The organism is Micromonospora sp. NPDC049645 (assembly GCF_040675155.1).
GTDB lineage: Bacteria > Actinomycetota > Actinomycetes > Mycobacteriales > Micromonosporaceae > Micromonospora.
On the sequence record NZ_JBFAOI010000002.1, the window covers coordinates 458,670 to 483,061 of the forward strand.

Genomic DNA, 24,392 nt, shown 5'->3' on the forward strand with positions numbered 1-24,392 from the left:
GACCCCGAGCGCACCGCGGTGCGCCTCGCTCGTGGCGGTCGCGTATCCCCGTTTGGCACGAATGGGTTTCCTGACCCACCTCCATCTGATTGGTCGATCGCCGTGCCGGCAGTCTCGCAGGAGGATGTTGGTTGGCTGTTGGACGACCGACGGCCGCGCGCGACCGCCGTCGAGACCGATCGCGCTCAGGGAAAGGGATCATGCGGTTCGAAGTCCTGGGGCCACTGCGAGCCGTCGACGCGTCCGGAGCGGTGGTTCCGGCCGGCAGACGCCAACACGAGGTGGTGCTGGCCTGCCTCCTCGCGGCCGGCGGACAGACCGTCACCGACGGCACGTTGCGGGAGGCCCTGTGGGGTCACGATCCCAGCGACAGCAAGCGGGTGGCACTACGGGTGCTCGTGCACCATCTCCGCCGTAACCTGGGCACCGCGTCGATCACCCGTACGGCCGGTGGCTACCGGATCGTGCTGGACGGGCACCAGTTCGACGCCGACGAGTTCGTCGCGCTGGTCGACGCCGCTGGTCGCGACGAGGCGCGCGGTCGGCTCACCGAGGCACGCGAGGGTTACCGGGCTGCGCTGCGGCTGTGGCGGGCGACCGACGCCTACCAGGGCGCCGCCGACACCGATCTGGTGAGAGGCGCGGCCGGCCAGCTGGGCGAGCGACGCCTGACCGCGTACGAGAGCTGCGTCGACATCGAACTCAGCCTCGGGCTGCACCGCGAACTCTGCGCCGAGCTGTCGACGGTGGCGTCGGCGAACACGCTGCGTGAGCGCCTTCAGGCGCAACTGATGCTGGCGCTCGTGCGCAGTGACCGTCGGGCGGAGGCGCTGGCCGTCTACGAGCGGACCAGGCGCCTGCTCGCCGACGAGCTTGGTACGGACCCCGGCAGTCGCCTGCAGCAGCTGTACACCGCAATCCTGCGTGGGCCCGAGCCAGCGGCGGCGCCGACCGCCGCTCCGGTCACCGTCCGGCCGGCGCAGTTGCCCGCCCCACCCAGCAACTTCGTCGGTCGCCACGACGAACTCGCGGCGCTCGACGCGGTGAACGCGGATCCGGGAGACGGTCGGCGAGTCAGCGGCTCGGTGGTCGTCACGGGTTCCGGTGGCATGGGTAAGACGGCGCTGGTCACCCAGTGGGCCCACCAACACCGGCAGAGCTTTCCCGACGGGCAGCTGTTTCTCGATCTCGACAACGACGCTCCGGTGTCGGTGACCCTGGCCCGGGCCCTCGTGGATCTCGGCGTCGCGCCCGACGACGTGCCACGACAGGTCGAGGCGCGCGCCGCGCGACTGCGCTCGCTGCTCTCCAGCCGTGCGGTGCTGATGGTCCTGGACAACGTGGGCAGCGCCCAGCAGGCCCGGCCGTTCATCCCCGGCAGCGGCGGCAGCCTCCTGGTGATCATCAGCCGTAGCCGCCTGGACGGTCTCGTGGCCCGCGACGGCACCCAACTGCTGGTGCTCAGGCCGCTGGGCGTCGAGCCGGCCACCCGCCTGCTGCGGGCCGTCGCCGGGATGTCCGGGCCTGCGACCGACGCCCTGCGCGCCCTGGTGGATCTGTGTCACGGGATGCCGCTGGCCATCCGGATCGTGGGAGCACACCTGCGCCTGGGGACCAGTCCGGACGTCCTGGTCGACGCCCTGCACGACGAGCGCACCCGACTCGCCCGGCTGACCACCACGGACGGCGACGTGAACGTCTCCGCCGTGATCGCGGTGTCGTACCGGCGGCTGGCCGCACCGGAACGCCTGCTGCTGCGGCGCCTCGGGCTGTTGGCGGCGCGCGCCGTCGCACCCGGTGCCGCCGCCGCACTCGCCGGCATCTCCTCCGGCACCGTCCTGACCGACCTGATCGGGCGGCTCGCCGCAGCCAACCTCGTCACCCTCGACGCGGACCACCGAATCAGCCTTCACCAGCTCACCCACCTGTTCGCCCGGGAACAGGGGCACGTCGACGACTCCCCGGCCGAGCGTGCCGACGCCGAACGGCAGGCGCTGCGCTGGTACGCGCAGGCGACCGAACTGGCGCAACGCCACATCCGCACGACAGCGGGTGGGGCGGGCCGCAGCACCGCGTCCGACGCGTGTCCACTCTTCCTGCCCGAACTGGCCGACACCGCCGCGGCTGTCGCCTGGGTCGACTCGGAGGCGGACACCATCATCGCGATGATCGCCCAGTTCGGCGGGGCGCATCCCGATCTGGTCTGGCCGCTCGCCGCGAACATCCGGGGGTGGCTGCAACGCCGGGCTCCCCGTGACACCTGGATCACCGTCACCGAGCAGGGCATCCGGGCCGCCGCTCTGGCCGGCAGCAGCATCGGCGAGGCCACGCTGCACGCGAGTCTGGGCGTGGCGCACAGCCTGCTGCTCCAACGCGCCGAGGCGCGCGCCGCCTATCAGCGCGCGAGCACGCTCTTCGGGCAGGGCGGCGACCACGCGGGCCGGGCCGACGTGGAGGCGAGCCTGGGTGCGATGCTGGCCGACAGCGGGGCTCTCGACGAAGCGCTCCCGCCGCTGCTGCGGGCGCGGCAGCTCGCGACCGGGCTGGCCGATCCGGATCTTCTGTTCAAGGTCGAACTCAACCTCGGCTATCTCCATCGTCGGGCCGACCGCCTGCCGGAGGCGCTCGACGCCTACACGTCGGCGTTGACGGCCGCCGCGCGCTCCGACAACCGCGACTGGTTGTCGGCGAGCGTCCACACCAATCTCGGCCGACTGCAACTCCTGCGCGGCGATGTCGACCTGGCCGGCCACCACTACGACACGGCTGTCGGTCTCGCGCGCGGCAGCGGCGACCGGATGCGGGAGGCATGGGCGCTGCACGGCTGCTCGGACGTCGCCGCGGCCCGCCGCGACATCCCGGCCGCCGTCGCCGCCCTGCACGAGGCCGTCACGATTCTTGAGCGCCTCGGCGACCGCCGCCTCGACGAGATGCGGGCCCGGCTCTCGGAACTGCTCTCCGACAACGCCGCCGGATCGGCACCCGACGGACCGGACCCGTCGTAGGCGGGGTGTGTGTCGACCCTCCGGCGGCACCCCGCCACCCGGCGGCGGCACGAGCGTGCTGCGCGGTGCCGGCGGCAAGTGCCTCGACGGGTACGACAACCGCACCGCCAACGGCACCGCGGTCGAAGTCTGGGACTGCAACGGCGGTGACAACCAGAAGTGGCGTACGTCCTGACCACGCCCACCGGCCTCGTTGGCGGGGTCAGCCGCCGACGAGGTCGAACCGCTCCCAGGGGCCGATCGTGGTCCGGTTGGCGATCAGCGGCGCCGCCCCGGCGTTCTCGGCGACCACGTACCGGTCGTTGACGGTGGCGCGCAGGCTCACGCTGCCGTCGCTGTTGCGCACGAGCTGGAACCTCTCCCACAGGCCGATCGCCGTCCGGTTGGCGATCAGCGAGGCCGCACCGGCGTTCTCCGCGGTCACGAACCGGCCGTTGGCTCGGGACCGTAGGGAGACCGTGCCGTCGCCGAGGTCCGCGAGGTCGAACTGCTCGGCCGCACCGATGGCTGTCTGGTTGGCGATCAGGGCGGAGGTGCCACCGGCGCCGGCGCTGACGTAGCGGCTGTTGGCGTGGGCCCGCAGGCTCACCGGCCCGGGGGCCGGCGCCGGGTCGACGGAGGGATCGAACCGGCTGGCCCAGTACCGGGTCCGGTCCAGGTAGGCGGTCTCGGCGGCGACGCCGGTACGGCCGTACGCGCCCGAGTAGGTCAGGTAGCCGTGGCCGGCGGGTGGGCTCGCGCTCGCCGGCTCGATCGTCGAACCCTCGTGCCACTCGTTGAACGAGGTGATGGACACCCAGGACGGCGGGCCGCCGTTGGTCGCGCTCAGGGCGTTGGTCCACTGCTGGTCGTACATCGCGCCGTTGGCCCGCTCCGCCGTCGGCGTGGTGTTGCCGGGGACCGCCCGGTCGTCCAGGTAGCCGGGCGCGACCGAGGGCGCCCAGACCAGGCCGTTGGCCCGGCAGAAGGCACTGGCAGACGCCCAGCCGGGGGCGGTCGCCCCGGCGATCCCGTCGTAGGTGTACATCCCGCCGAAGTTGGCGACCTTGGTGGTGTCGGTGGTCTGGGCGAGCACGATGCTGGTGTCGCGGACCTGTGCCAGCGGCGACCAGTCCGCGATCCGCAGGCTCTCGAAGACGTAGAACGGCGCCCGGTTGCCGTGTGCCGTGTCGCGGTGGAACGCCGGGTGGCTGCCGTACCGGTTGTGGATGTAGGTGATGTCGGCGACGGTCGAGGCCGCGGTCCGGCCGGCGTACGGCTCCAGGTGCCAGGCCACCCGCAGGCCGTACACGGCGGCCGCGTCCAGCACGGTCCGGGTCAGGTTGTCCTCGTAGGAGCCCTGTCCCCACCAGCTGTAGACGAGTACCCCGACTCCGGCGTCCCGGATCCAGGCCATGTGTTGACGCACGGTGGCCGGGTCCCCGGAGTCGTACGCGCCCAGCGTCGGGTAGAAGTTCGCGCCGACGTCCTGCGGTGGGGTGTGACCGCCCTGCGGCCAGTGCCGGTAGCTGCCCGCGACGGTGGGGTTGCCGTACCAGGAGTAGTAGAAGATGTGCACGTTGCTGGCGGTCGCGGCCAGAGGCTGCGCCGACGCGGCCGGGCTGGCGGCGGACGGCGGTGGCGTGGCGCCGGCTCGGGCGAGCGGAGTGGGGGCCGCGGCGAGACCGATCGCCGTGACGAGGGCGGCGGCCACCCGCAGCCAGCGGTTCTTCGGATGCATGACGCTCCTACGGGTCGGGGGGCAGCCGGCGCGACCGGGGGACGCCGGTCGCACCGGCTGCCTGGTGGTGGTCCGCCGTCGTCGGAGGGGGTGGTTCGACGGCGGACCCGATAGGGAATCGGCGCCTCGGTGGGCGAGGCGGGGGAGAGGGGGGTCGGGCACCCCTGTCGGTTCAGCTGCCGTGGACCTCCAACTCCCACAGCGAGTAGCCGTACGCGGGCAGGGCCCGTTGGGTGCCCTGGACACGCAGGTAGCGGCCGGTGGCCGAGATGTTGATGTCATCCACACCGCCGTCGCCGGTGGTCGTGGTGTACACCGGTGACCAGGTGACGTTGTCCGGCGACACCTGGATCTGGTACGCCCGCGCGTACGCCGCCTCCCAGGTGAGCCGGACCCGGTTCAGGGTGCGGGACGCCCCGAGATCCACCGAGATCCACTGCGGGTCGGCGTACGCGCTGCCCCAGCGGGTTGCGGTGTTGCCGTCCACGGCGTTGGCCGCCGCGTGCGGGCTCCCCGGCTCCACGCTGGACGCGGTGACCGGCCGGCCCCGGGAGAGCAGGCTGCTGCCGACGGCGGTGCCGTAGACGTTGAGGTCCCACAGCGAGTAGCCCCACTGGGTGGCGCGCTGGGTGCCGTACACCCGCAGGTACCGGCCGGTGCCGGTGACGGTGAGGTCGTCGACGCCGCCGTCGCCGGTGGTCGTGGTGAACACCGGTGACCAGGTGACGTTGTCCGGCGACACCTGTACCTGGTACGCCCGCGCGTGGGCCGTCTCCCAGGCCAGCCGCACCCGGTTGACCGCGTAGGTGGCCCCCAGGTCGACGGAGATCCACTGCGGGTCGGTGTAGGCGCTGCCCCAGCGGGTGGCGGTGTTGCCGTCCACGGCGTTGGCCGCCAGGTGCGCGCTGCCCGGCTCGACGCTGGACGCCGTCACCGGTCGGCTCCGGGCCAGGTCGGTGGCGGGTGGCTCGCTGGGGTCGTCCGTCTTGATCCGTACGTTGCGGTAGTTGATGTCCATGCCGGCGCCGTCGTTCTGTAGCCCGATGTAGCCGTTGGCGATGGCCCGGCCGCTGACATAGTCGTTGATCTTGACCCCGTTGAGCCAGATCTCGACCCGCTGGCCGTGCACGCCGATCTCGTACGTGTTCCAGGAGCCTGGTGGGTTGAGCGCCGCCGCACGCGCGGCCTGGTTCGGTGCCTGGAAGCTGTAGACGCTGCCGGTGGTGCGGCTCGGGTCGCCGTCGGTGGCGTCGATCTGGATCTCGTGCCCGGCGTCGACCGGACCCCACGGGTCGCCCTGCGGATCGGGGAACCCGATGAAGACGCCACCGTTGTCGTCGCCCGGCATCATCCAGTCGACCTTGAGCGAGTAGTTGCCGAAGGTGCGCACCGGGTACCAGAGCAGCCCCATGCCGCCGTTCGAGGTCAGGGTGCCGTCGGCGAGGGTGAAGCCATCCGGCCCCGCCTGCCGCCACTGCCCCAGGCTGGCCTGGGTGCCGTCGAACAGAGGGGTGTAGCCGGGCTCCGGCCGGCAGTCGGCCGGCACGGCCCCGGCCGCCACCTGGATGCCGCCGAGCAGCATCCGGGTGAAGTTCGGGTCGGCGAAGCTCTGCTCGGTGTGGCCGAGGCCGGTGTACCAGGAGCGCCCGCCGCCGTAGCTGTGGCACCAGGTGATCGGGTGGTCACCGCTCATCGACCCGCCGGTGTACGACGACTCGTCCAGGCTGGCCAGCACCTTGACCGCGGAGCGGGGGTTGGTCCGGTAGTTGTACCACTCGTCGGTGCGGGTCCAGGTCGACGGCAGGTGCGCGGTGGCGGCGTTGGCCCGGTCCTCGACCCGCACCGTCGCCTGTTGGGTGGCCGGGTGCGAGGCGAAGTACGCCCCGACCAGGCCGCCGTACCACGACCAGTCGTACTCGGTGTCGGCGGCGGCGTGCACCCCGACGAAGCCGCCGCCGGCCGCCATGTACGCCTCGAACGCGCTCTGCTGGCCGGCGTCGAGCACGTCGCCGGTGGTGCTGAGGAACACCACCGCCTGGTACTGGGCGAGATTGGCCGTGGTGAAGGTGGCCGCGTCCTCGGTGGCGGTGACGGTGAAGCCGTTCGCCGCGCCGAGTTGTTGGATGGCGGTGATGCCGTTCGGGATGGAGGAGTGCCGGAAGCCGGCGGTCTTGGAGAAGACCAGGACCTTGCCCAGCGGGGCGGCCTCGGCCGGGGTCGAGGTCACCGCCGTGGCGGCGAGGGTGAGGCCGGTGACGACGGCGGCGGCGAGTGTGCTGATGGCGCGTCTGCGCATGAAGGCTCCTTGTGGGAGGTGTGGACGGACGGGGCACGGCAGGACCGGCCGGCGGGCCCGCGCGGGCCCGCCGGCGTCGCGGTCAGAGGGGGATCAGGTCGAACTTCTCCCAGGGGCCGACCGCGTCCCGGTTCGCGATCAGCGCCTCGGCCCCGCCGTTTTCCGCGACCACGTACTTGTTGTTCACCGTCGCCCGCAGGCTGACCGAGCCGTCCGCGTTGCGGACCAGGGCGAAGGTCTCCCAGGACCCGGCGGACGGCCGGTTGGCGATCAGCGGGTTGGCGCCGGCGTTCTCGGCGCAGACGACCTGGTTGTTGACCCGGGCCCGCAGGGCGACGTTGCCTGCGCCGAGATCGATCTGCTCGAACTGCTCCGAGCTGCCCACGCTGGTGGCCGACGCGACCAGGTTGCCGGCGCCGGCGCCGGTGGCGCTGACGTACCGGCCGTTCGCCTGGGCGCGCAGGGCGACCGCGCCGGTCGCCGGTGGGCTGTCGCCGGTGAGGATCCGCAACGCGTCGACCATGCCCACGGAGGTGGTCTTGTTGACGATGCGGATCGTGTGCGAGCCGTTGGCCAGCCCGGTCTTGCGGAACACGACCTGCTGGGCCTGACGGGCGCCGGCGACGTTCAGGTTGACGTTGATCTGGAAGACGTTGTCCAGGTAGACGTCGACGTTGCCCATGTCGCTGAACCGCTCGGACAGGTACTCGACCCCGGTGCCGGTGAAGGTGTAGCTGGCCGCCGAGCCGACGGTGGTGCTGTGGTGGGTGTCGTCGTTGTAGTCGCCGTACCCCCGGGCGGTGGTGTGGTGCCAGTTGGCGTCGTAGGTCAACATCGTGTCGTTGACCAGCCCACCACCGCCGACGCCGCCGAGACCAAGGGTCGAGGCGGTGCCGGAGAGGCTCTTCTCGCCCTGGTTCGCGGTGCCGGTCAACGTCGTGGTCGCGTACGACGACAGGGGCTTGGCCGTGCGCTCCACCAAGTAGACGGTGTTCGCGGCGGTGGCGAAACTGACCTCGGCGGCCGAGGTGGTGGTCAGCACGGCGTTGTCGGAGGTACGACGGACCCGAATCTCCTGGCCACTCCACGGGTTCACCACCCGGGCCGTCTTGCCGTACTGGCTGCGTAGCCCCACGTACTTGATCTCGCCGGCCTCCCGCTCCGAGCTGACCAGGAACCCATCCCTGGCCAGCAGCGTGAACTTCCCGACGAAGCTGGAGTCGGTCGGCACGGCCGGGAAGACCCGGATCTTGTCGTTGTACGACTGCAACAGCGACTCGTTCATCGCGGCCAGGTGGATGCCGAGGTACTCGAAGACGCCGTTGGTGTTGTTGGTCATCCCGTTGGGGTAGTTCTGGTACTTCTGCAACATCGTCCGCATGCCCTGGAACGCCTGGTTGCCGAGGCCGAGGCGGGCGGCGTGCACGTGGTCGTTCGACCAGACGTTGCCGTACGGGTGGGGGCGCACGTTCCAGGTGTTGACCGCCGTCTGCTGGTCCGGGTAGCCGATGCCGGTCTGGTCGTAGGGCCAGACCAGCTCCAGCGCCACGTTCTCGTTGTTGCGGGTCTGCGAGATCGGCGGGTCGTGCGGCAGGTACGCCCCGTTCTGGACCTGGTACGGGGCCAGGTTGTTGACGATGGTCTGCCAGTTGGCCCGCAACCCGGCGTCGAGGCCGAGCTGCTGGCTCACCTGGATGGTGAGCGGGAAGAGCAGCCGCACGGCGGCCAGGTCGGTGATGGCGTTGCGGACGTCCCAGTACGTCTCGTGGGCGTTCGAGTTGGCCATGTACCACCGGCCGGTGGCACTGTCGTAGTCGAGCATGTCCTCGTAGAACTTCACCGCCTCCCGCATGTACGGGTAGGCGGTGTTGCGCAGGTACGTCTCGTCGTTGCTGTACCGGTACTGCAGGTACATGTTGTAGGCGGCCTCGGTGCCGGTCGAGTAGGTGTCGTTGACGTAGTCGCTGTTGATCGTGCCTCGGGCGTTGCCGTCCCAGCCCATCGTCTCCGGCACCCAGAGCCCGTCACTGCCGTAGCGGGTGGTGGTGTACGACTTCAGCGCGGAGAGGTTGCGGCTGTAGAGCCGGTTGAAACCCGCCATCAGGTCGACGTGGTTGCTGGCCAGGAACGAGTTGTAGACGTCGCGCTGGTTCCAGTACCAGTACCCGTTGCTCCACTTCGAGTTGTCCTGGGTGGCTCGGAAGACCCCGTTGATGAAGTGCAGGGGGTAGTTGCCGTAACCGCCCGCCGCGATCATGTAGGTGGCCAGGTAGTAGACGTTCTCCAGGTAGTCGGCGTCGCCGCCGGCGTTGGAGTACTGGACGAACGACTTGGCCCAGAAGTCGTGCCACCAGTTGCGGTAGTTGTTCAACGTGGTCGAGTAGCCGGTGCTCTTGACCGCTGCCAGCTGGTTCTTGGCCTGGGTGACCGAGTTCAGGCCCGGCGAGTTGATCCGGCTGGCCGCGGTGAACCACACGGTGTAGCTCGACGTGGGGGTGATGGTCAGCCGGACCCGCGTGCCGTTGACCACCTGGGAGGAGTACGACGCACCCTCGACCGTCGCCGCGAGGGTGTACCCGAAGTTGTTCGCGTCGGTCTGCCCACGGCTCAACCCGACGCCGCTGGCGTCGGCGAAGGTCGAGACGGTACGCCAGGTGTTGAGGTCCGGGACGTCCGCGATGTTCTGGACGGTGTTCATGTCCCACAGGCTCAGGTCGAGCCCGACGCTGCTCACCCCGGGTCGGGTGTCCTCGACGTGGATGCCCATCACCTCGGAGTTGGGCGCGCCGAGCACGGTGACGGTGCGGTTGTTGTCGTACTTCGTGGTCAGCGTGCCGTCGTACAGCGACAGGCGCTGCTGGAAGGTGGTGTAGCCGGTGTCGAGTTGCGGGTTGCTGTACAGGTTGACCATTCCGGCGGCGTAGGTCGACTGCTGCGCCAGGTCGACACCGGAGACCTGGGCGGTCAGTCCGTTGTTGTTCCAGACCATGGCGCCGGTGCGGCCGTTGCCGACGGTGAGCCCGTGCAGGGGGTTGGTGTTCGGGCGGTTGTAGACGACGTCGTGCTTCGCCAGGTAGGCGGCCCGGTTGACGTTCAACGTCCCGGTGCTGGTGCCGAACGCGGCGTCGGTGGGTGCGGCGGTCGCTGCCCCGGTCGGTCCGACGGCGACGACACCACCGGCGAGCAGGACAGCGAGCACGATTCGTAGCGGCGGCGTCAACTTCATCGACACGATCTCCTCGGATCGTCGTGCGGATGCGGGTCTCGCACCCCGGGAAGAGCCCCGGTGTGCCCACGTCCGCCGAAACGAGGGCGATGTCGAGACGACGTGCAGCGGTGCCACCGCGCCGGTTTCACGGCGATCGGATGAACATCGATCCACATCGTTGATGTGCAGTTAACATCGGACGTCTGTGAGGGTCAATACCTCGGGAATGTCAGGATCGCCTCAGGATCGGTGAGCTGCCACGTTGATGACGTTGCCGTCCGGGGCGCGGACGAAGAACCTGCGCACGCCCCACGGCTCGGTGGTCAGCGGGTGCACGATCTCGTAGCCCAGCCGCTCTGCCTCGGCGTAGGCGTCGTCCACGTCGTCCACCTGCACGCTGATGACCGAGTCCTCGGGTGCGGACGCGTCGCCGGAGACGAGCTGCACGGCCACGTCGGCGTCGGGCGAGGTGAAGCGGGCCACCCACCCCAGGTTGAACTCCTCGGTGCGCAAACCGAGGAAGTCGGTGTAGAAGCCCTTCGCGGCGCTGACGTCAGCCACCGGAAGGTTGGGCAGGATGCGGACGACGCGCATGGGGACCTCCAGCTCGGATGATTCGCTCTTCTGATTATCTGGAATATCGGCGGGACAACGGCCCATGCTTGGTGGATCGTGAGGGAGTGGCCGCCGCCGAGGACCTGCGTGATGCCGAGAACTGGACCGGCGGGTTCTACGAGCTGATCCTGATCCTCGGCGCGGCCGATGGTGACCGTCTCGATCGGGCCGTGGGTGCCCTGTGGCGGGCCGCCGGCGTCCGTGAGTGCCGCGCCGGGGCGGAGCTGGTCGACGTGGTCCCCGGCGCCGATGCCTTCGCCGTGGACGGGCACCTGCGCGGGACGCTCACGCTGCCCTCCGGCGCGCGGGTGGTGTGTGGCAGCTACACGACCAGCTACGAGGGCATCGAGCTCGGCGGGCTCGTCCGGGTGGACGAAAGAATCGGCGGCTACCCCTTCGACCAGCGCAGCGGTGTCGAGTCGCTGGCCTGGCGGGCCCCACTCGACCGTTGGCTGGCCGACATCGCCGTCGCGGTGTACGCCGACGTGCCGTTCACACGCGCCCTCATCGGCTTCGAGGTCGACGAGGATGCCGACAGCACCGCCGGGACGGCATACACCGCCCGCCTGACGCCGGGAACCGACGGCATGGACTACCAGCCGGCGACCAGTTGAGCTGTCGACGGGGCCCGGTCACCGACGAAGCCGGCAGCACCCCGAGCGAAGTCGCCGCGGCTCACCGAGGCGAACCGAGCCGGCGCAGGGCCGTCCCCGCGGTGGCGCTTGATTCGATAAAAGTTCATCAATATATTGAGGGCGGGCGCCGCCGGGGTCCGGGTAACCGGGCCGTCGGCGACTGACAGGTCCACCCCGAGCCGGGCACTTCGGTCGTACGCACGACCGGCCGCTGTGGCGCATCGCCGCGCCGCCTCCAGGGCACGTTGTCGCGCCGCGTCCGTCTTAGGACGCACCGCCGTGCCGCCTCCGCTCAGCTCGATGGCAGAAGGACCCTTTCATGACGATTTTCCGTGCCCGCCGCGCCGTGACCCTGACGGTCGTCGCCGCGCTGGCCGCCGCCGCGACCACCACCGGAGCGGCCCTGCTCGGTGGCCCGGCCGCAGCCGCCCAGGGTTGCCGGGTCGACTACACGCCCAACCAGTGGCCCGGCGGCTTCACCGCCACCGTCAAGGTCTCCCCGGGGGACGCGGCCGTCTCCAGTTGGACCGTCACCTGGACGTACGGCGGGGACGAGCGGGTCACCAGCGGCTGGAACGCCACTGTCAGCCAGTCCGGATCGACGGTGACCGCCCGCAACGCGTCGTACAACGGCAGCATCCCGGCCGGCGGCTCCACCGAGTTCGGGTTGCAGGGCACCTACGGGTCCGGTGGCGGCGCGCCGACCGGGTTCAGCCTGAACGGCGTCCCGTGCAACGGCGCAACCCCGCCGCCGACCACCCCGCCGCCGACGACACCGCCGCCGACCACCCCGCCGCCGACCACGCCGCCCCCGACGACGCCCCCGCCCACCACCCCGCCGCCGACCACGCCTCCGCCGACCGGGTGTGCCGGCGCGGCGCTCTGTGACGGCTTCGAAGGCCAGACCGGTTCGACGCCGTCCGGCGACTGGGCCGTGGTGAGCCCGGACTGTTCCGGCGCCGGCACGGCCACCATCGACACGGCGACCACGCACAGCGGCAGCCGGTCGGTTCGGATCAACGGCGCCGCCGGGTACTGCAACCACGTCTTCGTCAGGTCCACGAAGAACCTCGGCAGCGTGGGCAGCGTCCGGTACGGCCGGGTCTGGGTCCGACACACCACCGCCCAGCCCACCGAACACACCACGATGATGGCGATGACCGACGCCGCCGACGGCAACAGGGACCTGCGGTTGGGTGGCCAGAACGGCGCGTTGCAGTGGAACCGCGCCTCCGACGACGCGACCCTGCCCGAGCAGAGCCCCGCCGGGGTGGCGCAGAGCCTGCCGCTGCCCACCAACCGGTGGACCTGCGTCGAGTTCATGGTGGACGGCGCGGCCGGTCAGTTGCGCACGTGGGTGGACGGTACCGCCGTCCCCGGGCTGACCGCCGACGGCGCACCGACGCACGACATCGACGGCCAGTGGTACAACCGCACCTGGCGGCCGCAGCTCACCGACCTGAAGCTGGGCTGGGAGAGCTACGGCGGCGGAGCCGACACCCTCTGGTACGACGATGTCGCGGTCGGGTCCAGCCGGATCGGCTGCTGACCCTTCGGTCGTCGCCGGGGACGTCAGCGTTCCCGAGGCGGTGATGAGTGCGTCAGGGGTGTGACCCGCAAGCTGGGGTCACACCCCTGACCGCCTCGACGTCGGCGGGTACGCCCGTCGGGGTTCTCACCACGTGGCCGTGGCCTGCGGGACGTTTCCGCGATCACGCCCGGGGGCATCCCGGCGGACGAAGGCAGCCGCCTCTACCCCTGATCGAGGAGAACAACATGTCGGCCCAGGCATTTCTCTACGTCATCGCCGTCATTCTGATCGTGCTCGCTGCCCTGCCGCTGCCGACGAGGGGCGTCTCGCTCGCGCTTCTGGGTGCCGCCTGCGCTCTGCTCGCCTACGCCTGGCCGGTGATCACCGCCTGACCCTTCCGTTTGTCGTAGGTGCGGCCGGTGGCCGGCAGCCAGATCCCCGAACGTGCTGCCGGCGACCGGCCGCGAGTCTGTTGCCCTCACCGGGCCGGCAGAGCGCGGGCGACGGATCGATGCTTGCTGAGTTTCTTTCACGAGCGTAGGAAGAACACCACCGCCGTCGGCCCGTGCATCGATCCGCCGTCCAGTGTCGAAGGAGATGCGTGTGACCACCTCCAGAGGGCTCCGCCTCGCCGTGTCCGTGCTGGTGACCGCGGGCGCCGTCCTGCTCGGCACGGCGGCCCCGGCGGCACCTCCAACGACTCCCGCAGCGGGCAACCCGTCCTGCGACCCGATCGACCCGACCGCCTGCCTGTTGCCGTTCCCGAACGACTTCTTCACCGTGCCGGACCGGAGCAGCCCCACCGGCAAACGGGTGCGGTTCGCCGCCACCGCGATGCCGGCCAATGTGCAGGGGACCCCGATCGACCCGACGGAGTGGAACCGGCAGGACGGGTTCAGCCCCGGCTCACCGATCCTGGTGCGGGTCCCCGGCCTCGACGCCGCGGCCACCGGGATCGCACCGGTCACCGACATCGGCCGCTCGCTCGCGCCGGACGCGCCGATCGTGCTGCTCAACACCCGGACCGGTGCGCGCACGCCGTACTGGGCCGAGTTGGACGCGCACGCCGCCGGCCAGCCGGACCGGCAGTTGCTGATCATCCGGCCGGCCGTGGCCCTGACCGAGGGCACCCGCTACGTCGTCGGGCTGCGCGGCCTCCGTGACGGCACCGACGCGTTGATCCCGGCGCCGAAGGCGTTCTCGGCGTACGCGAGCGGTGCCGGCCTCGGGCGCCGGGACAGCCGGGTGCCACAGCTACGGCGAATCCTCGCCGATCTGACCCGAACCGGCGTCAAGCGGCACACCCTCTACCTGGCCTGGGACTTCACGGTGGCCAGCCGGCACGGGCTGACCGGGCGGATGCTGGCCCTGCGGGACGACGCGTTCGCCGACCTCGGCCGGGCCGCCCCGCCGGTCACCGTCACCCAGGTGACCGACTACGCACCGGAGCAGGATCCGCTGATCGCCCGGCAGGTGACCGGCACCATCGGCGTACCGTCCTATCTGACCGGCGGCGGCGGGCCCGGCTCCCGGCTGCACTACGGGCCGGCCGGCGGCGCGGGGACGCCGCCGACGCCGGACGCCCTGCCCACGCCGTCCGGCGCGACGGTGGCGGCGGACTTCGTCTGCAACATTCCGCGCAGCGCCTCGGCCGCCAGGCCGGCACACCTGTCGCTCTACGGCCACGGACTGCTCGGCCGACCGACCGAGATCAACGCCGGCAACGTCAAGACGATGTCCAACACCCACAACTTCACCTTCTGCGCGACCAGTTGGATCGGCATGGCCGCCGCGGACGTCCCCTACGTGGCCGGCGCGTTCACCGACCTCAGTGCCTTTCCGGCGGTGGCGGACCGGTTGCAGCAGAGCTTCCTGAACTTCCTCTTCCTGGGCCGCGTGATGATCCACCCGGACGGGTTCGCCGCCCACCCGGCGTTCCGGAACGCCAGCGCCCGGCCGCTGATCGACCGCGTCGGCGGGCTGCGCTACGACGGCAACAGCCAGGGCGGCATCAACGGCGGCGCGCTCACCGCCATCGCCCAGGACTGGACCCGGTCGGTGCTCGGCGTACCGGCGATGAACTACTCCACGCTGCTGCAACGAAGCGTGGACTTCGCGCCGTTCCAGACCGTGCTGGACGGCTACTACCCGGACAAGGCCGACCAACAGCTGATCCTTGCGCTGCTACAGATGTTGTGGGACCGGTCCGAGGCCAACGGGTACGCCCAGCACATGACCGACCGGCCACTACCGGGCACCCCGGCGCACCGGGTGCTGATGCACGTGGCCTTCGGCGACCAGCAGGTCTCACCGGTCGCGGCGGAGGTGCAGGCACGCACCATCGGTGCTCGCCTGCACACACCCGCGCTCGACGACGGCTGGTCACTTGACGTGCGGCCGTACTGGGGCATCACGCCGATCCGCCGCTACCCGTACACCGGTTCGGCGATGGTGGTCTGGAACAGCGGTGCGGCCCACGCGCCACCACCGACCAACCTCGCCCCGGCCGGCCCGGAGTACGGCGACGATCCGCACGAGTTCCCCCGGGCGCAGGCCGGAGCCCAGAAACAGAAGGCGGTCTTCCTACTCACCGGCAAGGTCGTCGACGTCTGCGCGCGGACACCCTGCCCGTGACGCGAGACTCGTGACGCCGCGGGGCGCTGGCCGAGCCAGCGCCCCGCTTTCGAAAAACGTCGAGCGTGCCGGGTCAGCAGCGCACCTCGGTCTCCTTCTGCGCCACGTCCGAGATGCCACCGAGAGCCCGGGTGCACACCGACAGCGTGTTCGCGCCCAGGGACCAGACCTCCGGACCGCTGGAACACTGCAGGTCGCGCAGCGTGCTTCCGGTCACGATCGAGGTGCAGACCTGGTACGCGCCGTGGCTGGCCCGGTACTGCTGCCACACGTACGTGTAGGCGTAGTTCTTACCGCAGCCCTTGTACTGCTTGACCGAAGCCGCGGTCTGACCGCCGACGGTGACGTACGCGGTCGCGCCGATCTGCACCGAGCCCGCGCAGCGCGGGTTGGTCTCGGCGTGCGCGGGCCCGGCGAACGCCAGCGTCGCGGGCACGGCCAGACCGGCGGCCGCGAGGATGCGCACGCCACGTCGGGAAAGGCTCTTCATCGGTGACCTCCTTCAATGCACCGGGACTGTCGCACCCGATGTCGTCGATGCACCACATTGATGGCCGCCGCAGCCCGTTCGGTACCCTCTGACACGCTCTGACAACGCCTGACAACGTCGTCTGACATGGGGGAGTGATGAAGGAACAGCGTTCCGCCGCCGAGCCGACTCAGGACAGACAGGCCGCCGAGAGGTTTGCCGAACAGCTACGGACCTTACGGACCAGCGTGGGCGACCCGTCGTTCCGGAAGATGGCCGGCCGCTCGGGCCGGATCTCGCACACCACGCTGCACGAGGCCGCCGCCGGAACCAGGTTCCCCTCCTGGGAAACGGTCCGGGAGTTCGTCCGGGCCTGCGAGGCGGACGAGGCCCAGTGGCGACGTCGATGGGAGGACGCGCAGCGCCTCGGGTCGGTCCACCGCATCGCCGGCGGTGCCGTCGCGCCGGTCGACGCCACTTCCCCGACCGGCGCCGAACCCCCGATCGCCGCCGGTGCACCGAAGCCTGGCCCCGAACCCGACTCCGCGGAGACCCGCGAGCCCGTCGTGTCCGGCGTGCCCGCGCCGTTGCCAGAGGTGCGGGGCGTTCTGCGGGCCACCGGGTACCCGCAGACCGACGAGGAGCTGGTGGGTGCGCGACGGCACCGGATGCCGTGGCTCGCCGCCGCGGCGGTGGTCCTGGTGGTGGCGATGGTCGCCGTCCTGGGTGTCATCGTCCGCGGCCGGTCGTCCCGGAACGACCCCGGCGCCGTGGCGGCGTCGTCCACACCGTCCGTGTCGCCGTCGGCGTCGGCGTTCTCGGACTCGCTGATCCCCGGTGACTCGAGCAAGTTCATCGCCGACGTCACCATCCCCGACGGCACCCGGGTTCGGGTGAACTCCCAGTTCGTCAAGGTGTGGGCGCTCAAGAACGTCGGAAAGGTCGCCTGGCACAACCGTTTCCTGGCGCGGACCAACCCGACCGCCGACGCCGACGGCTGCCAGGTGCCGGATCGGGTGGCGATCGGTGACACACCGCCCGACGAGCAGGTGATGATCAGCGTCGAGGTCACCGCGCCCAGCCGCCCCGGGAAGTGCTGGGTCAGCTGGAAGATGGTCGACGAGAACGGGCAGGAGTACTTTCCCACCCGCCGGCCGGTGTACTTCATGGTCACCGTCACCGCCTGAGCGCGCTTCCGGTCGCCCGGACCGGTGTCAGAGTGCGAACGCTCGATGTCAGCTCCCGGGCGCCACCAAAGCTGACAACACCACATCCATCGAGGTCGCTGCCGCCCTGACGGATCTGACAGCGCGGCAGGGGTACCGAACAGCAGGCCGATTCTCGCAAGGTGATGTTCGTTCCGAACGACTCACCAACTGCGAGGAGGATCGACCTTGCGCCGTCCCTGGTTATCCGTCGGGCTCGCCGCGCTCTGCGTGGCCGTCGCTGTCCCGGCCCACGCGTGGGCCGCGACAACCGGCGCCACCGCGCAGCGAACCGTCACCACGGCCGCGCGGCCAGTCGTGGACATGGAGGCCACCGTCCTGGCCGCCCAGATCGACCCCCGCCGTGCCGACAACACACTGACTCCGGGTGCGAAGAACTCCGTGCTCGCCGTGGAGCAGGCGTTGCAGGAGCAGGGCCTGCTGAACGCGCAGTGGGTCGACGGCTACTTCGGCACGGTGACCATCTCGGCGTACGCGTCGTACCAACGCTCACTCGGCTACACCGGGCTGGCCGCGAACGGGCTGCCCGGCACGACGTCGCTGACGAAGCTCGGGCTCAACCGCTACACCGTCGGCAACACGATCGGGCCGGGCGCGAAGGTCCAGCGCGACGGGTACGTCGTCAACGCCCGTACCCAGGCGATGCTGGCCGAGGCCCAGCGTCTGCTCGGCTACACCCTGGTGCTCGACCAGGGCTCGTACAACCCCGGGGGCGACCCCACCTCGGCCGGTACGCACGACGGCGGGGGCGTGGTGGACATCTCGGTCACCGGCATGACCGCCGCGAAGCGCACCGCCGTCGCCCGGGCCCTGCGCCAGGTCGGCTTCGCCGCCTGGGTCCGCAACCCGAACCAGGGCGACTGGCCGTGGCACATCCACGCCACGGCGATCAACGACACGGACCTGTCCAGTCAGGCGCAGCACCAGGTCGGCGACTACTACCTGGGCATGAACGGCCTGGCCAACCAGGGACCGGACGACGGCCCCCAGATCCCGATCAAGACCTGGGAGCAGTACCAGCGCGGGCAGTGACCCGCATCCCCTCACCGTTCCCGAAAGGACACCATGAACATCCGGAAGAGCCTCGCCGCAGTCGGCGTCGCGCTGGCCGCGACCACCTCGATCCTCAGCGTCGCATCGCCCGCGTCGGCGGCGGCCCGAGACGGGGTCTGCGACAGCGGCGAGTTCTGCTACTACTACAACAGCGACAACGCGGGATCGATCTCGGACTTCACCGGTTCGCTGGACGACTACGGCACCGAGCAGCCCTCGTGCTACGACTTCAAGGGCGCCGGCGCCGGCAAGGGCCTGTGCATCAAGAACGAGGCCGCCTCGGTCTGGAACCGCAGCACCAAGACCGTACGCGTCTACTACAACAGCGGCTACGCCGGTTCCTACCAGGACTTCGCGGCCGGGGCGAAGGGCAACCTCAACGCCACGTTGAAGAACAACAACGCCTCGCACCAGTTCTCGCCGTCGACGCGCACGAACCTGTCGTACGCCCTGTACCAGGCCAGCGGCGGCACGGTCACGTGCGGCTTCGACGGTTACACCACCACGCCCGGCCGGCACGAGGGCATCGACATCGCCCGCAGTGTCGGCTCGGACGTGCGCGCCCTGGTCTCCGGAACGGTCACCTACGTCGCGCAGGGCAGCACCGGCAGCGGCGGCCTGTCCACGATCTCCGTCTACAACTCCTCGCTCAACAAGACGGTGATCTACCTGCACACCGCGCCCAGGTCCGGGGTGAGCGCGGGCGACGCCATCAGCAAGGGCCAGATCATCGCCGATGAGTCGTGGCACGGGGTGTCCTCCAGCTCGGGCGCGCACACCCACGTCGAGGTCCGGGCCGGCCGGCAGACCCACGCGGCCGTCAGCGTCGGCGACTCCACCCTGGACAACGCCGACCCGACCGCGTTCTGGAACTCCCAGGGCTACAACGAGAAGTAGGACGCCGTGAATATCCGCAAGGGCCTCGCCGTCGTCGGCGCCATCCTCGCCATGTCCACCTCCATCCTGAGTGTCGCCTCGCCGGCGGCGGCGGCCGAGCGCGACGGAACCTGCGACAGCGGCGAATTCTGCTACTACTACAACAGCGACCAGGCGGGCTCGGTGTCCGACTTCACCGACTCCCTGGACGACTACGGCACGACCCAACCGACCTGCTACGACTTCAAGGGCGCGGGCAACGGCAAGGGCCTGTGCGTGAAGAACAACGCGGCGTCGGTGTGGAACCGTACCGGCAAGACCGTGCGGGTCTACTTCAACAGCAACTTCGCCGGTGCCACCCAGGACTTCGCGTCCGGGGCGAAGGGCAACCTCAACGCCACGCTGAAGAACAACAACGCCTCGCACGAGCTGCTGAGCGGACCGACGGGCTGTAGCACCGACGGCACCAACAGCAAGCTGCCGAGCACCATCCTCGTCTACCGGGTCAGTCTCGGGCGAGTCGATCGGGTCGACTTCAAGACGTACGTCAAGAACGTCCTCCCGAACGAGTGGATCACGAGCTGGCCGACCGCCTCGCTGGACGCCGGTGCGATGGCCGTGAAGAGCTACGCCTGGTACTGGGCGTTGCACTCGACCCGGAAGACGTCCGGCGGACAGTGCTACGACGTCCGGGACGACACCGGCGACCAGGTCTACCGGCCGTCGTCGGCAGTGTCGTCGACGTCCGCGGCGGTGGACCGGACCTGGTCGGCCCGGATGACCCGCAGCGGCAACATCCTGCGGGCGCACTACTGCGCGACCACCACCGCGTGCGGTGGCTGGGTGGACGGTGACTGGCTGTCGCAGTACGGCTCGCGTGACCTCGCGAACCAGGGCAAGAACTACCAGGCGATCCTGCGCTACTACTACCGCGACATCGCCCTTTCCTGAGATCGGCACCAACCGCGCCGCCCGCCGCAGATCCGCGGCGGGCGGCGCGCTCGTGGTCCCTGACCGTCGGCTACGCGATTGGCTCGATCGCCTCGACGAGAACCTCGAGCACATGCCGGTACGGCTTGCCGGTGGCCCGGCTCATGCCCATCTCGCAGGTGCGGTTGCAGGAGGCGTACGCGTCGTGGTCGCGCTGATTGATCTCGGCGGCCTGCCTCGCGGTGGCGCCGGCGGTGACCTCGGGGTGCAGCAGCCCCCGGTCACCGGCGAAGGCGCAGCACCCCCAGCTGTCCGGCACGGTGACGGTGTCGGCGACCGCCTGGGCCACCGTGCGCAGGTCGTCGACGCCGCCCAGGTGCACGGTGGAGCAGGTGGGGTGCAGGGCCAACGAGCCGAGTCGCCGGGGCTGCGGCAGCGCCGGCAGGAGCTGCTCGGCGGTGAAGGTCACGCTGTCGACGAAGCGCAGCGCCGCGTACCGTGCCTGATCCTCCTCGGCCAGCGCGGCGGTCAGTTGGGTCAGCCCGTGGGTGCAGGACGACGCGTCGCACACGACGGGCAGGCGGCCCTCGTCACTGGCGGCCCAGAGGGCGGCCAGGGTCCGCTCGGCCATCTCGCGGTGGCCGGCGGGGTAGCCCTTGGACTGCCACGGCGTTCCGCAGCAGAGGCCCGCCGTGCCGGTCGGCACGACGAGCGGCACCCCCGCCAGTTCGCAGAGGCGCAGGAACGCCGCAGCCGTTCCGCCGGACGGGCCGCCCTCCGGCGCGAAGAGACTGCCGACGCAGGCCGCGAAGAACACCGCCCGCGCGTCCGGCGTGCTGCGCGGGGTGGGGCGGGGCTTCCCGGCGCGCGGCATGTCGTCGCTCCACGGCGGCATGAGTTCACCGCCGCCGAGCCCACGGATCATCCCGGTGGCGGCACGGGTCACCGGCGTCGGTACCGCGTGTGCGACGGTCAGTCCCACCCGGACGCCCGTCACGGCGGCCTGCCAGTGCCGGGCGGCGGTGCGGGCGGTGCGCTGGGCGCGAGGGCCGTGCCGTTCGGCGCGTAGCCGCTTCATCGCCGCGCCGGTGTCGATGCCGACCGGGCAGGCGGTGACGCAGAGGCTGTCCGCGGCGCAGCTGTCCACCGCGGCGTACGCGTAGTCGGCGGTCAGCTCCCGGCGGCGGTCCTCGTCGCCGGCGGCGGTGGCGAGGGCGATCTGTCGTTGCAGGACGATGCGCTGTCGTGGGGTGGTGGTGACGTCGGCGGTGGGGCAGACCGGTTCGCAGTAGCCACACTCGACGCAGGCGTCCAGCTCGGGGTCGACCGTCGGGACGGCCTTGAGCTGCCGCAGGTGCACGGTCGGGTCGTCGTTGAGCAGCACCCCGGGGTTGAGCAGCCCGCTCGGGTCGCACAACCGCTTCAGTTCGCGCATCACGTCGTACAGCTCGTCGCCGTACTGGCGACGGACGAAGGGTGCCATGGCCCGGCCGGTGCCGTGCTCCGCCTTGAGTGTTCCGCCCTCGGCCAGCACGAGGTCGACCATGTCGTCGGTGAACCGGGCGTAGCGGTCGATCTCGGCCGGGGTGTCGAACGACTGGGTCAGCATGAAGTGCAGGTTGCCGTCCCGGGCGTGTCCGAAGATCACCGCGTCCGGGTAGCCGTGCCGGTCGAACAGGCTGATCAGCCCGTCGCAGGTGCCGGTCAGCCGTGGCATCGGCACCGCGACGTCCTCCAGCAGGGCCGTGGTGCCGGGCGGGCGGGCCCCGGCGACGGCGGTGTAGAGGCCCTTGCGCAGGTGCCAGAGGTTGGCCCGTTCACGCGGGTCGTGGGTCAGCTCGGTGCCGGTGACGGCGGGCAGCCGGTCGAGCACCGGCCGGGCGTCGGCCAGCGTCGCGGCCAGCCGCTCCGCGCTGTCCTCGGCGAACTCCACGAGCAGCGCGGCGTGCCCGGTGACGGTGAGCCCGCGCAGGGCCGGGCTCGCACCCGGGTCGCGCTGACTGACCCGCAGGGCGGCCGCGTCGAGCAGTTCGGCGGTACGGGCGCCCGCGGCGAGCAGGGCCGGCAGCGCGTCGGTGGCGGCGGTGAGGCCGGGCAGGATCAGCAGGCCGGTGGCGGCGTGGTCGTGGATCTCGACGGTACGGAAGACGGCCTCGGCCACGAAGCCGAGGGTGCCCTCGCTGCCGATCATCAGGTGGGCGAGCATGTCGACCGGGCTGCTGTGGTCGAGCAGCGAGTTCAGCCCGTACCCCATGGTGTTCTTCATCGCGAACAGCCGCTCGATGGTGGCGCGCGACTGCGGCGCCGAGCGCACCCGGTCGCGCAGCCGCAGCAGCCCGGCGTGCAGCTCGGGCTCGTCGGCCCGCAGCCGGTCGTCGGCGTCACGGGCGCCGGAGTCGACGACGGTGCCGGACGGGAGGACGAAGCGCAGCGACTCCATGGTGCGGTACGCGTTGTCGGTGGTGCCGCAGGTCATCCCGCTGGAGTTGTTGGCCACCATCCCGCCCACCGTGCAGGCGCTCTCACTGGCCGGGTCCGGGCCGAGCCGGCGTCGGTAGCGGGCCAGCCGGGCGTTGGCCTGGCGGATCGTCAGGCCCGGCTGGAGCCGGATGCGGCGACCGTCGTCGAGGACCTCGGCGTGCCGCCAGTCGGTGCGGACGTCGACCAGCACGCCCGCGCCGCCGGCCTGCCCGGCGAGGCTGGTGCCGCCGCCGCGCAGGGTCAGTGACACACCGGCCTCCCGGGCACCGGCCATCAACGCCCCCACCTCGGCGGCCGAGGCGGCGCGAACCACGGCCTGCGGTTCGAACAGGTACGGCGAGGCGTCGTGCGCCGCCGCCAACCTCCGGGGCAGCTCGGCGCTGGCCCGGGTCGGGTCGTCGAGGCGCGAGCGCAGCAGCTCGGCAACCTCGCGGGCGCGGACGTCGGCCGCGGTCGGCGCGGGCACTCCTACGACGGGTCGCATCGGCGGTTCCTCCCGGGAACGTGGTCAGCCAGTCACCGGTGGCACGGCGGGATCGCCGGCGACCAGCAGTCGGCGGGGAGCGCGGTCGACCGGCGTTGGCAGCCGTAGCGGCTCCCGGCCGGGGGTGATGCTGCCGAGCACGGAGGCGTGCCGCGCGCCGGTGCCCGAGCGCAGCGTGCCGGGCAGCCCGTGCACGGTCAGGTAACCCAGCAGCGCGAAGGCCAGCGCCTCCTTGGCGTCCGACGCGATGCCCAGGTCGTCGCTGGAGGACAGGTCGACACCCGGCAGCTCGTCGGCGAGCATGCGCATCAGCGTCGGGTTGTGCGCGCCGCCACCGGAGACGACGAGCCGGGTGACGCGGTGCTCGCGGCAGGCGTCGGCCACCGTGACCGCCGTCAGCCGGGTGAGCGTGGCCAGCACGTCGCGCGGATCGGGTGTCGGCGCGTCGGCGAGCGCGGCGAGCAGGTAGGGCAGGTGGAACAACTCCTTACCGGTGCTCTTCGGGCCGGGCAGCCGGTAGTACGGCTCGTCCAGCAGCCGCCGTAGCAAATCCGGGTTCACCTGCCCCGCAGCCGCACCGCGCCCGTCCCGGTCGTACTCCTCGGTGCCGCCACTGAAGTGGCGCACGGCGGCGTCGAGCAGCGCGTTGGCCGGCCCGGTGTCGAAGGCGAGCGGGTCCGCGTCCGGCGCGACAACGGTGATGTTGGCGATGCCGCCGAGGTTCAGCGCGGCCGGGAGGCCGGGCAGGCCACCCAGCAGCAGCGCGTCGAAGAGGGCGACCAGGGGAGCGCCCTGGCCGCCGGCGGCCACGTCCCGACTGCGCAGGTCGGAGACGACCGGGAGGCCGGTGGCCTCCGCGATCCAGGCCGGCTGGCCCAGCTGGAGAGTGCCCCGAACCGTGCCAGCCTCGACCCAGTGGTGCATTGTCTGCCCGTGCGAGACGACCAGGTCGGCGTGGCCGTCGCACAGTTCCGCGAGGGCCCGCACGCCGGCCTCGGCGAAGGACTGGCCGATGCCGGTGTCCAGCACGCAGATCGCCTCGGTGGTGGTCGACGCGGGCGGCAGCGCCGCGGCGATCCCGCCGCGCAGCGGCTCGGGGTACGGGTGGCTGAGCCGGCCCAGGGGACGCATCCGCAGGGTGTCGCCGTCGAGGTCGAACTCGGCCGCGGCGGCTTCGATGCCGTCGTAGGAGGTTCCGGACATCAGGCCGATGACGCGCATCGTGTCCT

At 71.1% G+C, this 24,392-nt stretch carries 17 protein-coding genes; 10 read left to right on the forward strand and 7 right to left on the reverse strand.

The genetic code is table 11. From position 1 onward, the window contains the following. Positions 1-200 precede the first annotated feature (200 nt). Positions 201-3,005, forward strand: a complete 2,805-nt coding sequence (locus tag AB0J33_RS07525; protein WP_363610955.1) for a BTAD domain-containing putative transcriptional regulator — start codon at positions 201-203, stop codon at positions 3,003-3,005. Positions 3,006-3,012: 7 nt separating this feature from the next. Then, positions 3,013-3,180 carry an RICIN domain-containing protein gene (locus AB0J33_RS07530; protein ID WP_363610957.1) on the forward strand — a complete coding sequence of 56 codons (168 nt, stop codon included), beginning with the start codon at positions 3,013-3,015 and terminating at the stop codon, positions 3,178-3,180. A 27-nt stretch (positions 3,181-3,207) separates the two neighbouring features. On the opposite strand, the gene AB0J33_RS07535 is transcribed toward AB0J33_RS07530, so the two are convergent. The 4 genes from AB0J33_RS07535 to AB0J33_RS07550 form a co-directional block, all read right to left on the reverse strand. Continuing rightward, entirely contained in the window at positions 3,208-4,725 is a 1,518-nt protein-coding gene (locus AB0J33_RS07535) for a hypothetical protein (protein ID WP_363610958.1), read from the reverse strand. A gap of 172 nt (positions 4,726-4,897) precedes the next feature. Beyond that, complete coding sequence (locus tag AB0J33_RS07540) at positions 4,898-7,021, reverse strand: ThuA domain-containing protein (RefSeq protein WP_363610960.1); 2,124 nt, start codon at positions 7,019-7,021, stop codon at positions 4,898-4,900. Positions 7,022-7,103: 82 nt separating this feature from the next. Next, positions 7,104-10,247 (reverse strand): glycoside hydrolase family 95-like protein, encoded by a 3,144-nt coding sequence (locus AB0J33_RS07545; RefSeq protein WP_363610962.1) that lies wholly within the window; start codon positions 10,245-10,247, stop codon positions 7,104-7,106. 222 nt (positions 10,248-10,469) lie between these two features. Beyond that, complete coding sequence (locus tag AB0J33_RS07550) at positions 10,470-10,823, reverse strand: VOC family protein (RefSeq protein WP_363610964.1); 354 nt, start codon at positions 10,821-10,823, stop codon at positions 10,470-10,472. Positions 10,824-10,894: 71 nt separating this feature from the next. Here AB0J33_RS07550 and AB0J33_RS07555 point away from each other — a divergent pair, with 71 nt between their 5' ends. The 4 genes from AB0J33_RS07555 to AB0J33_RS07570 all read left to right on the forward strand — a co-directional run bounded on the left by AB0J33_RS07555 (position 10,895) and on the right by AB0J33_RS07570 (position 15,644). Beyond that, entirely contained in the window at positions 10,895-11,458 is a 564-nt protein-coding gene (locus AB0J33_RS07555; RefSeq protein ID WP_363610965.1) for a hypothetical protein, read from the forward strand. A gap of 340 nt (positions 11,459-11,798) precedes the next feature. Further along, positions 11,799-13,028, forward strand: coding sequence for a cellulose-binding domain-containing protein (locus AB0J33_RS07560; RefSeq protein WP_363610967.1), 1,230 nt, complete (start codon positions 11,799-11,801; stop codon positions 13,026-13,028). A 227-nt stretch (positions 13,029-13,255) separates the two neighbouring features. Continuing rightward, on the forward strand, positions 13,256-13,402 hold the full coding sequence (locus tag AB0J33_RS07565; protein ID WP_334497513.1) for a hypothetical protein: 147 nt from the start codon (positions 13,256-13,258) through the stop codon (positions 13,400-13,402). A gap of 205 nt (positions 13,403-13,607) precedes the next feature. Beyond that, positions 13,608-15,644, forward strand: a complete 2,037-nt coding sequence (locus tag AB0J33_RS07570; protein WP_363610968.1) for a hypothetical protein — start codon at positions 13,608-13,610, stop codon at positions 15,642-15,644. A 73-nt stretch (positions 15,645-15,717) separates the two neighbouring features. Here AB0J33_RS07570 and AB0J33_RS07575 read toward each other — a convergent pair whose 3' ends face one another. Beyond that, positions 15,718-16,134 carry a hypothetical protein gene (locus tag AB0J33_RS07575; RefSeq protein WP_363610970.1) on the reverse strand — a complete coding sequence of 139 codons (417 nt, stop codon included), beginning with the start codon at positions 16,132-16,134 and terminating at the stop codon, positions 15,718-15,720. Between the two features lie 137 nt (positions 16,135-16,271). On the opposite strand from AB0J33_RS07575, the gene AB0J33_RS07580 reads away from it, so the two are divergent. The 4 genes from AB0J33_RS07580 to AB0J33_RS07595 all read left to right on the forward strand — a co-directional run bounded on the left by AB0J33_RS07580 (position 16,272) and on the right by AB0J33_RS07595 (position 20,219). Next, positions 16,272-17,300: an NBR1-Ig-like domain-containing protein gene (locus tag AB0J33_RS07580; protein ID WP_363610972.1), complete on the forward strand. Its 1,029-nt coding sequence runs from the start codon at positions 16,272-16,274 to the stop codon at positions 17,298-17,300. A 207-nt stretch (positions 17,301-17,507) separates the two neighbouring features. Continuing rightward, positions 17,508-18,371 (forward strand): peptidoglycan-binding protein, encoded by an 864-nt coding sequence (locus AB0J33_RS07585; RefSeq protein ID WP_363610974.1) that lies wholly within the window; start codon positions 17,508-17,510, stop codon positions 18,369-18,371. Positions 18,372-18,404: 33 nt separating this feature from the next. Beyond that, a complete protein-coding gene (locus AB0J33_RS07590) occupies positions 18,405-19,289 on the forward strand; it encodes a peptidase inhibitor family I36 protein (RefSeq protein ID WP_363610976.1) in 885 nt (294 codons plus the stop codon). 6 nt (positions 19,290-19,295) lie between these two features. Next, positions 19,296-20,219, forward strand: a complete 924-nt coding sequence (locus tag AB0J33_RS07595; RefSeq protein ID WP_363610978.1) for a SpoIID/LytB domain-containing protein — start codon at positions 19,296-19,298, stop codon at positions 20,217-20,219. Between the two features lie 70 nt (positions 20,220-20,289). On the opposite strand, the gene AB0J33_RS07600 is transcribed toward AB0J33_RS07595, so the two are convergent. Together AB0J33_RS07600 and AB0J33_RS07605 are read right to left on the reverse strand one after the other, a co-directional pair. Then, positions 20,290-23,163, reverse strand: a complete 2,874-nt coding sequence (locus tag AB0J33_RS07600; RefSeq protein WP_363610980.1) for an FAD-binding and (Fe-S)-binding domain-containing protein — start codon at positions 23,161-23,163, stop codon at positions 20,290-20,292. Between the two features lie 24 nt (positions 23,164-23,187). Next, positions 23,188-24,384 (reverse strand): anhydro-N-acetylmuramic acid kinase, encoded by a 1,197-nt coding sequence (locus AB0J33_RS07605; protein WP_363610982.1) that lies wholly within the window; start codon positions 24,382-24,384, stop codon positions 23,188-23,190. Positions 24,385-24,392 lie beyond the last annotated feature (8 nt).

Excerpts from the sequence above, each read along its gene's own strand:
- AB0J33_RS07580 (WP_363610972.1), top strand. The coding sequence starts at position 16,272 with ATGAAGGAACAGCGTTCCGCCGCCGAGCCGACTCAGGACAGACAGGCC.
- AB0J33_RS07535 (WP_363610958.1), bottom strand. The coding sequence starts at position 4,725 with ATGCATCCGAAGAACCGCTGGCTGCGGGTGGCCGCCGCCCTCGTCACG.
- AB0J33_RS07600 (WP_363610980.1), bottom strand. The coding sequence starts at position 23,163 with ATGCGACCCGTCGTAGGAGTGCCCGCGCCGACCGCGGCCGACGTCCGC.
- AB0J33_RS07575 (WP_363610970.1), bottom strand. The coding sequence starts at position 16,134 with ATGAAGAGCCTTTCCCGACGTGGCGTGCGCATCCTCGCGGCCGCCGGT.
- AB0J33_RS07605 (WP_363610982.1), bottom strand. The coding sequence starts at position 24,384 with ATGCGCGTCATCGGCCTGATGTCCGGAACCTCCTACGACGGCATCGAA.
- AB0J33_RS07550 (WP_363610964.1), bottom strand. The coding sequence starts at position 10,823 with ATGCGCGTCGTCCGCATCCTGCCCAACCTTCCGGTGGCTGACGTCAGC.
- AB0J33_RS07565 (WP_334497513.1), top strand. The coding sequence starts at position 13,256 with ATGTCGGCCCAGGCATTTCTCTACGTCATCGCCGTCATTCTGATCGTG.
- AB0J33_RS07540 (WP_363610960.1), bottom strand. The coding sequence starts at position 7,021 with ATGCGCAGACGCGCCATCAGCACACTCGCCGCCGCCGTCGTCACCGGC.
- AB0J33_RS07525 (WP_363610955.1), top strand. The coding sequence starts at position 201 with ATGCGGTTCGAAGTCCTGGGGCCACTGCGAGCCGTCGACGCGTCCGGA.
- AB0J33_RS07545 (WP_363610962.1), bottom strand. The coding sequence starts at position 10,247 with ATGAAGTTGACGCCGCCGCTACGAATCGTGCTCGCTGTCCTGCTCGCC.
- AB0J33_RS07560 (WP_363610967.1), top strand. The coding sequence starts at position 11,799 with ATGACGATTTTCCGTGCCCGCCGCGCCGTGACCCTGACGGTCGTCGCC.
- AB0J33_RS07570 (WP_363610968.1), top strand. The coding sequence starts at position 13,608 with ATGCGTGTGACCACCTCCAGAGGGCTCCGCCTCGCCGTGTCCGTGCTG.
- AB0J33_RS07590 (WP_363610976.1), top strand. The coding sequence starts at position 18,405 with ATGAACATCCGGAAGAGCCTCGCCGCAGTCGGCGTCGCGCTGGCCGCG.